Annotated in this window: 1 protein-coding gene; it reads left to right on the forward strand. The window is 61.1% G+C overall.

Features of this window, described 5'->3' with window-relative positions:
* Positions 1–1,515: 1,515 nt before the first annotated feature.
* A complete protein-coding gene (locus ACZYOF_RS40150) occupies positions 1,516–8,604 on the forward strand; it encodes a shikimate kinase (RefSeq protein ID WP_463719203.1) in 7,089 nt (2,362 codons plus the stop codon).
* The last annotated feature ends 418 nt before the right edge of the window (positions 8,605–9,022 follow it).

Genomic DNA, 9,022 nt, shown 5'->3' on the forward strand with positions numbered 1-9,022 from the left:
TCTCGACGACGGCGCTCGGCTTTTCACCTTCGCGCACTCGCTCCAACGCCATCATGCGGATTTCTTCCAGGGTTCGATGGTCAAGTTGTCGGCCGTCGCGTTTCATGCCGATAGCATACACCAACGCTCAACAATGTCGCCTATATTTCTGACCTATGAGTAAATAAGGGATCAGTCCGACCCTGGCCGGGAGATCTGCAGAGCAAGCGTTGTTGCCAGAATCTCGAACCTCTGAGACGCACCTTCTTCCCCTCAGGTCGATTAAGTTACGAGGAGGGCACGGAGTTCCGGATCCGCCATTTTTGATATTCGTTCCAGCCACCCCTGGCCACCATTGACCGTGATGTCCTCGTCATCGGCGGCGGATATATCGGGCTATCGTCGGCTCCTGGATGAAACGAGGGGCTCAGGCGAATAGGCCCTGGATATCGCTCCATAATGAACACCTATTTGTACTGGGGGCAGGAGAGGAGCATAGGAGATTCGAATGCAATGGATCGCCGATCGCTCTTCGAGCATTGGGACGTTTTGTAAAAGCATTTGCTGTCGTTGTGCTCAGGATGTGGCGAAATTGCCGGGATGCAGTGCTGCGCTCGAGGCCATCAGTGCATCATACGATCGTAACCAGTGCATTCGCGCTTGCATTGGAGGTGCGTTATGACCGGTATCAACGGACTTGGGGGCCCCATTTGGCAATATGCAGATGACAGCACTGATGGTGCGGCCCTGTCCAACGCCGCTTCTGGCGAACTCGGCCAAACGAACAATTCTGACCTTGCGCGGATGGGCTCCGAGCCTGGAGATATGGAGACACGCGCCTCGATCGACGACAGGGGCGGGCAAAGCGGTCATGGTGGGTACTTCGAGATCCCGTATAGATATCGTCGATCAGGCCGGGCAGAAAGCTCGTCGTTTTCTCATGACGAATCCTGGCGCGACGATCCCAGAAGTTCACAGCCAGACTCACTCTCCTCGCATAGGCGTCTCGCGCCCGACCTGAGAGTCCGGCCAGGAAAGCGGCGCGCCGACGACGTCGCCGCGCCGAGGTCTTGCGCGGCTCCCGTTTCTGATGAGCGCGGCCAAACGAACAATTCTGTCTTTGCGCGGATGGGGTTTGAGCGCCGAGACCCAGAGACTCGCGTCCCGATCGACGATAGGGCCGGGCAGCGCGGTCACGGTGGGAGCTTCGAGATCCCATATAGATTTTATCGTCGCGAGCCAAGTCGGGCGGAAAGCTCGTCGTTTTCTCATGACCAATCCTGGCGCGGCGATCAAGCCTTCAGAAGGTCACGGCCAGACTCGCTCTCCTCGCATAGGCGCTTCGCGCCCGACCCAAGCGTCAGGCCAGGAAAGCGGCGCTTCGACGATGTCGCCACGCCGCGCTTCCATGGTGTAAGCTTAGAGCGGCCCTATAGCTCGTCGGATGCCCTTAATGCAGCGCTAAGGGGCATTGATCGCGCTCGCGACGTCCATGGATTCTCAGTTTTCGTGGCGAAGTATGCCACGCAGCTGCGAATGCCGGACAAGGCAACGTTCCTGCAAAGGGCCGCGGCTGATTTTCGAAGCAGATTTGTCGCTCGCTTGGAGGAGAACATTCGCTCGGGAGAATCCTGGAGCTACGCCAGGATATGCAACGCGGTGAGCGCGGAGGCCGGCGGTTGGGACGGTATGGAAGCTTGCAAGGCCTTGGCAGCTCGAGTGTCGGGGCTCGACGACGGGCTTATGAACAAAGTTGACGTCCGAGCCTTTCCGCTCTTCGTCGTATCATTCGGTCGGCACTCGCGGGCGGCGGAATGCCGCAGGGGGACGAGCAGAATCGCGGAATTTTATTGTACTGCAAGCCGCGTACTTTCGGAGCAGAACAATCAAGGCCTATCGTTACTGGTGAATGGCTTTAGCAAGTGGCCGAAACAGGCGGCCAATCTTGATGCTACGCTCGCGATCGCCGGTGAGGTTGCTCGCTGGCCCGGCAGGCTGGCTGGTATTCCGCAGAACCTGGCGAACCTGGTGAATGGCTTTAGCAAGTGGCCGAAACGGGCGGCCAATCTTGATGCTACGCTCGCGATCGCCGGTGAGGTCAGGCGCCGTGCCGCTCGCGCTGCCCGGCTCTCCGCTTTTAAGCCGCAGGAGCTGGCGAACCTGGTGAATGGCTTTAGCAAGTGGCCGAAACAGGCGGCCAATCTTGATGCTACGCTCGCGATCGCCGGTGAGGTCAGGCGCCGTGCCGCTCGCGCTGCCCGGCTCTCCGACTTTAAGCCGCAGGAGCTAGCGAGCCTGGTGAATGGCTTTAGCAAGTGGCCGAAACAGGCGGCCAATCTTGATGCTACGCTCGCGATCGCCGGTGAGGTCAGGCGCCGTGCCGCTCGCGCTGCCCGGCTCTCCGCTTTTAAGCCGCAGGAGCTGGCGAACCTGGTGAACGGCTTCAGCAAGTGGCCGAAGGAGGCGGGCTGTCGCAAGGCCAGCGTCGCAATCGCCGGTGAGGTCAGGCGCCGTGCCGCTCGCGCTGCCCGGCTCTCCGCTTTTAAGCCGCAGGAGCTGGCGAGCCTGGTGAACGGTTTCAGCAAGTGGCCGGACGCGGCGGGCTGTCGCGAGGCCGCGGTCGCAATCGCCGATGAGGTTCCGTCCCAGCTCTCCGCTTTTAAGCCGCAGCAGCTGGCGAACCTGGTGAACGGTTTCAGCAAGTGGCCGGACGCGGCGGGCTGTCGCGAGGCCGCGGTCGCAATCGCCGATGAGGTTCCGTCCCAGCTCTCCGCTTTTAAGCCGCAGGGGCTGGCGAACCTGGTGAACGGTTTCAGCAAGTGGCCGGACGCGGCGGGCTGTCGCGAGGCCGCGGTCGCAATCGCCGGTGAGGTTCCGTCCCTGCTCTCCGCTTTTAAGCCGCAGCAGCTGGCGAACCTGGTGAACGGTTTCAGCAAGTGGCCGGAGGCGGCGGGCTGTCGCGAGGCCGCGGTCGCAATCGCCGGTGAGGTGCGGTCCCAGCTCTCCGCTTTTAAGCCGCAGGAGCTGGCGAATCTGGTGAACGGTTTCAGCAAATGGCCGGAGGAGGCGGGCTGTTGCAAGGCCAGCGTCGCAATCGGCCACGAGGTGCTTTCCCAGCTCTCCGATTTTGATCCACAGGCGTTGGCGACCTTGGTGAACGGTTTCAGCAAGTGGCCGGAGGCGGCGGGCTGTCGCGAGGCCGCGGTCGCAATCGCCGGTGAGGTGCCGTCCCTGCTCTCCGCTTTTAAGCCGCAGCAGCTGGCGAACCTGGTGAACGGTTTCGACTGCTGGCCCGACGAGGTGGCATGCCATCAAGCGATAATGGACATGGTGGCCGCACTCGGCACGGCAAGCCATCGCTTCGGGGCCTTCACAACACTTGGTCTCAGCATGATCGCCAATGTTCTGGGACGCAGTTTCAATAAGGGGCAGGATAGTGGAGACATTGCAGAGACCGCTCTGCTGAAGGATAGGCTGCATCAGATGGCTCATTACCTGCACTATGCCGATGATCGGCTGCAGCAGGCCAGCCTTCAAAGCATTGCTAATATTTTCAAGGCACTGTCGAAGGTCCAGCTATTCGACGACCTCAGTTTGCTCGCGCCGATCGGGTTAAATCGGCTCACGGAATTACGCAATCGTGCTGGTTTTGCCATCGAGAACAGCCTCGAAGCCATGGGCAGTCTTTGCGCCGCTCTGGTGCCGCTGGCGCGCAGTCCGCACCTGCGCTGGCACCGCAGGCAGGCTCTGAACCTGCTGTACGATATCCAGGCCGTCGTGGAGGACAAGATCGAGGCGCATCTCAACGCAAGCGACCCGGAGCGGATCCGTGGGCCATTCGCGAGCCGCTGCCCGGCGTTGTCAGTGTATCAAGTGCTGAAAGCTCGTGCGGTCCTGGAGAAAATGTTCCAGCGGCCGTATGTCGAGGGCAGCAAGCCCGATTTGCTGGTGCGGCGGCAAGAGCTGCAGCGCGGGACCAAGAAGATCCTGGCCAGCACGCGCGAGCTCATCGAACGCGACCTTTCCACTATGAGCTGGAACCTGATCGCGCAGATCGAGTCGGACAATCCGGTCGATGCGCTGGACGCGTTCATGGCGCAGGATGCCGCTAAAATTCAGGCGCAACATAGGGCATCCGTCTTCGACATGCATGAGGTGTTGCGGGCGATGGACCATGAGCCCAGACCGCCACGGGGTGAGGCGGGACTGATGCAGCTTCAGGTAGTGGATCTGCAGGGGCGACGAGTAACAACAGAGCCCGAGACACGCTATTCGATTTTTCATCGAATGACCTCGGGGGCTGTGCCAGTAGTCGCGGTGCAACTACCGGGAAAACCGAGCGCGTTCATGCTGGCGCGTACGATCAATGTCGATGGTGTGCCATACCGCATGGACCTGTTCGGCGGCAGCAAGTTAAAGGGGCAAAGGCCAACCGTGACGGAGATCGCCGCCCGCGCTCCCGGCGAGGAGCCAACCATGTCCGGCGGCAAGCTGTTGGCCATTCCTTATGCCGACACCGCACCGGGCACAGCGTTCGAGCGGCTATCGCGCCACTGGGCGCCGTTCAAGGAAGCCTATTGGTACACGCAGCGCAGGGGCTTTGCCGGGCCCCCGGGGATGAAACGTCTCGGTCCTCACGACTACGCGCTGGAGGGCGCCTTCAGGCTGTTGCTGGCGCCGGACCGCGCTGGCAACATGGAGCATCCTTTCAGACTGATGGGACCGAAAGGCCCGCTCGCCTTGCGGCCGCATGACGGCTGCGGCTTCATCAAGGCCTCGCTGGCTGGGCAGATGCCGGCTGTTTGCAGGGTCGGCCGCCGGGAGGGGCCCGATCGGATGCCTGCCTTTGCTGAGGGTAGGAGAACGTCCGTGCCGGCCTCGGCGTTGCAACATTATCCGCGCAGCGAGCAGGTGGGGGATGAGGCACGAGAGATGGCCAGGACATGGCTTGAGAGCAGGCAGCAGCAAAAGCTAACGTCGGAAGAGCTGTTTCGCACCGTGACGGCCGGACACATCGACGGTCCCGGCGCCGTCGCCGTCCCGTCCGGTGATAGCTACCTCCATGTGCCCACACTCAAGAGCGAGACGTTGTCAGGTGGCGTGCTCATCGGGCGAGCCCCCTATGACAAGCCGAACCTGCGCCCGTTTGCCGCTGAGCAAGTCAAGTCAGCGCGTGATGGCGACCCAACGGCTGTGTTTCTTGATAGCTGCGTCGCCATCCAATACAGCTTTAGCGTCGCACAAAAGTCAGGCGAGACACTGGCGGCCGACGACCAGAGCTTCTTCGCCAAAGGCATTCTGATCGTCGTGCCTGACGAATTGTGGCCGGCCAACTACGCCGACCGCGGGCTGGTCCTGTCAGCCGAGGACGTCAAGTGCCATTCGAGCTGGGTTGAGTGCAAGGACCGCGCAAAGACAGACACTTCCATAGACTGCGTGGGCATCCTACAGGCCACCGAGGTGTTCGCTCCGGGGTCGCTAGTTGCGGTCCCACCCAGCGAACAGAAAAAGCTCGACGGCGATTTCGATGGAGATACCGTCGTTATCGTCGGTGACCGGCCGCAGCTTTATGAGCACGTGCGCGAGTTCGATCAAAAGGAGCAAGCTCGCGGACTTCACTCGCTCAAGCCGCCCAAGTCACATACCCCGGCGATCGAGCAGGATAGCTACCAATTCAGTCGTGCCCGGCAGATCCTCGCGGCCACTCTCGGTGTCTTGGGAACTTATAGTACCCTGCAGCGAGGCTTTCTGGCTCAATCCGATCAGGCGCGGCGTTGGTTTGCCGAGCGGGCCATCTTTGGCATCTATGAGGGCGTTCACCACGAGCTCAGGCAAGATATCCGTGACCTGTTGAAGCAGGAGCAGGTGAGCGGCCAGGATATTCAACGCACTCTCGAGAGGGCGCGCGCTGACATCGAAACTGCGGACCATCCACTTGCCCGCGAGGTCGCCGAGCTGCTCGTTGCCGACCTTAAGGCATGGGCAGAGACCACCGATGAGCGGATTCCGCCTGAAACCTTCGAACGCGTGAGCGAGGCAAAGCCGACGGTGAGCCCAGCGTTCGTCGAGCTCTTCGACGAGCTGGCAGAGGCGTATTCGGTCGCTCCTCAGCCCCGCGACCGCATCGAGGCCTTGCTCGACCACTATCCTGCACGCATCGACCCCCCACCGGACGGCTACATTCCGGGCGACCTCGTCCAAAGCGTAAACAACTTCCTGAGCCTCGGCGTCAAGGTCGGAACCGACGCTTACAAATCCGACACCGGTGCCCGTCTCTTTCTGAAGAAGAGCCATACGCTCGACCGGCTCCTGCACCGGACGCCAGGCCTGACTTCCGTGCCATTCAGCAAGAGCATGGCGGCGACCCTTAGCCAGGGCAGGTTCAATGCCGATGCGACCTTGGAGGATCTGAAGGGGAATCCCACGCTGGCCGCATCAATCATGGAGGTCTCAATCAGGGTTGCTGCGGAGAAGCATATCCTGCCCGAACCCTCTGGCCGACAGTCTACGGCTGAGGATTGTGCCATGGCGGTCACGCTGACCGGCAGCGAGGCATCGGTGCGCGCCCGAATTGAGGCTGCCCGCGCGAAAGTCGAAGAGCCAGAGATCACTGCCGCAGCAGTCCAGGTTGCCGAGACACTTGCGCAGGCGGGCATCAAAGTGAAGATGCCCGATCTCAATCGCCGCTTGAGAACCAACGCCTCCATGATCGCCCAGCTCACCGGGATGAGCGTCACGTCTGACGACAAGGCTCAGTTGATCAGCAATGCTGTTCGATACCTCTTCGAAGTCCCTGATAGCGATTTTGCAAGCGCCTTCAAGAAAGCCATGCTGGGCTTCGGTGACCGGGACTATGCCGAGATCAGCACAACCAATTGGTTCAGAATGCGCAATCCGACCTTTGTCGGTATCAAAACCGTGCTCGCCACTCCCCGAGGTTACCGCTTCGAGGCCGAGTTCCACACGCCAGACAGTTACAAGGCCAAGATCGCCAATCACGATACCTACAAGGAGCTGGGGAAGCTTCAGCAGCAAGCCAGCGGACATGGCCTGAACCAGTATAACGCCGAAGAACTGGCGCGCCGTGCGCGAGAGGTCTGCAAGAACGTGGCTATCCCCGACGGCGCCAGGAACATCCCCCACTGGGCAGCAAAACCGGTTCGTAGAAGGCAGGCCAGTACAGCCTCTACGGCGCGAGCTGACGAGCCAGGAAGGCGTGAGATTGGAGAGATTGTGGCGGCTCTCGGCAATCGGCCGATCGTGCTCGTCGGCATGATGGGAGCAGGGAAATCCAGTCTCGGCCGTGCGCTCGCCAGGCGACTGGAGTTGAGATTTATCGATTCCGATAAGGAGATCGAGACAAAGACCGGCAAGTCCATAACCCGAATCTTCGCTGAGGACGGCGAGGCGCATTTCAGGACTCTTGAGGCGAATGAGATCAAGCACGCGCTCGAGCAAGGGCCCGCCGTGCTTGCGACCGGTGGTGGAGCATTCATGATCGAGGACGTCCGGCATCATATCGGCCGGAAAGCGGTTTCGATCTGGCTCAATACTAACCAGGACGTGATCAGGCAGAACCTGAAGCATAACACCAAGCGTCCCAAGGTGCGGACCGCCGATCAAGACCAGACCATTTCGGACCTGATGCAGGTGCGCAATTCTGTCTATCGGCTTGCCAATCTCACGATCGCCCCGCAGCACCGGCGGGATCTCAAGAGCGCGGATGCTTGCATGACGGCGCTGCACGCCTATCTCTGCGACGCAGGGCAGGGGACTCGGCAGGCCGGCTTGTTCCAGGAGCTTCCTGTTCCGCCAGGCTCTCAAAATGCGGGAGCTTCGGGTATGATCGTGGAGCAGATGCGGGCCGCCGCCTCATCATCAGCGAGGGTTCAATCGTCAGGCATCCACGGCAGCCCTGAGGCTCCGGTTGATTTGCCGTCCACATCGCACGCGCTGCATGATGAGGCTTTACGGCCGCCCTCGACCAAAGCTCCGGATGCTCGCAGGCAAGCCTTGGATTCCACGGCCTCGCTCCAGGGACGCAGGCTCGTGCTCGGCGCCGAGGAATGGCTGGGCGACGAGCATATAACGGCGGATTATGCGTTGCTGGAGCAGGAATTGCAGAGGGAGAACCCGGTTCTGGCAGCGCAGATCCGGCTCGTACCGCCCGCGCCAGTTCAACTGTTGCGCTTGGCCAGGACCAGGAACGACGTAGAAGAAACGCTCAGGGGGATCGTCCGGGACCAGAATGGGAACGAAGCGAACTTTTTGTTGCTGCCTGTGAACAATGGTGGAGCTGGCGGGGGAGGCACCCATTGGTCGCTGCTGCTCGTCGATCGCCGCGTGCCCGGCCGGATACACGCCTATCACTACGACTCCGGCGGGGACAGGAACCGGTCCGTCGCCGAAGAGCTTGGAGCACAGCTGGGCGCTCGCATCTGGAGAGCTGCCATGGCCCAGCAGCAGAACGGCTATGATTGCGGCGTCTTCGTGCTCGGTGCCACCCGGACACTGGTTGAACGGTTGGCGGAAGGACAGCGGCCAGAGGTGCTGCACCTCGACAACGTCGTCGCCGATCGGCGGGCGCTGCGGGAGCGACTAAGCGCTTTTCCCCGGTTGGGTTGATAAAGCTGACGGGAATACTACGCCGGTGCCAAGCCCGGGAGGATCCGCGCTCGCTCATGGAGGAGAGATCAGGCGGCCATTCAAAAACCATACGGATCGAGCCTGGCCCGATCCTTCGTTGAGCTGGAGAGTCCTGGCGTGCACGACCTCACGAGCGTGGCTTCTCCTCGCCGGCGATAGCGGTCGGGCGTGCGTGTCAGGAAATCAGGCGCGTGAACGCGCCTTTCTTTCTTGGTCGCTCTTACGCTGAATCTCCTCCGAATGACAGGACACCTGTAGGAAGCTCATTGAGCTAGTGGTCTATCACAGTGATTTTGACTCTTTGGGGGTGGCTGGATAGGCGCGGCCGAGTTTGGCGCGAGCTTTGTCGGTTGTGAACATCCATTTGATTCGGGCTCGGGTTTTATTTCGCCGCCGT

It is taken from the genome of Bradyrhizobium sp. LeoA1Lang (genome assembly GCF_055413685.1).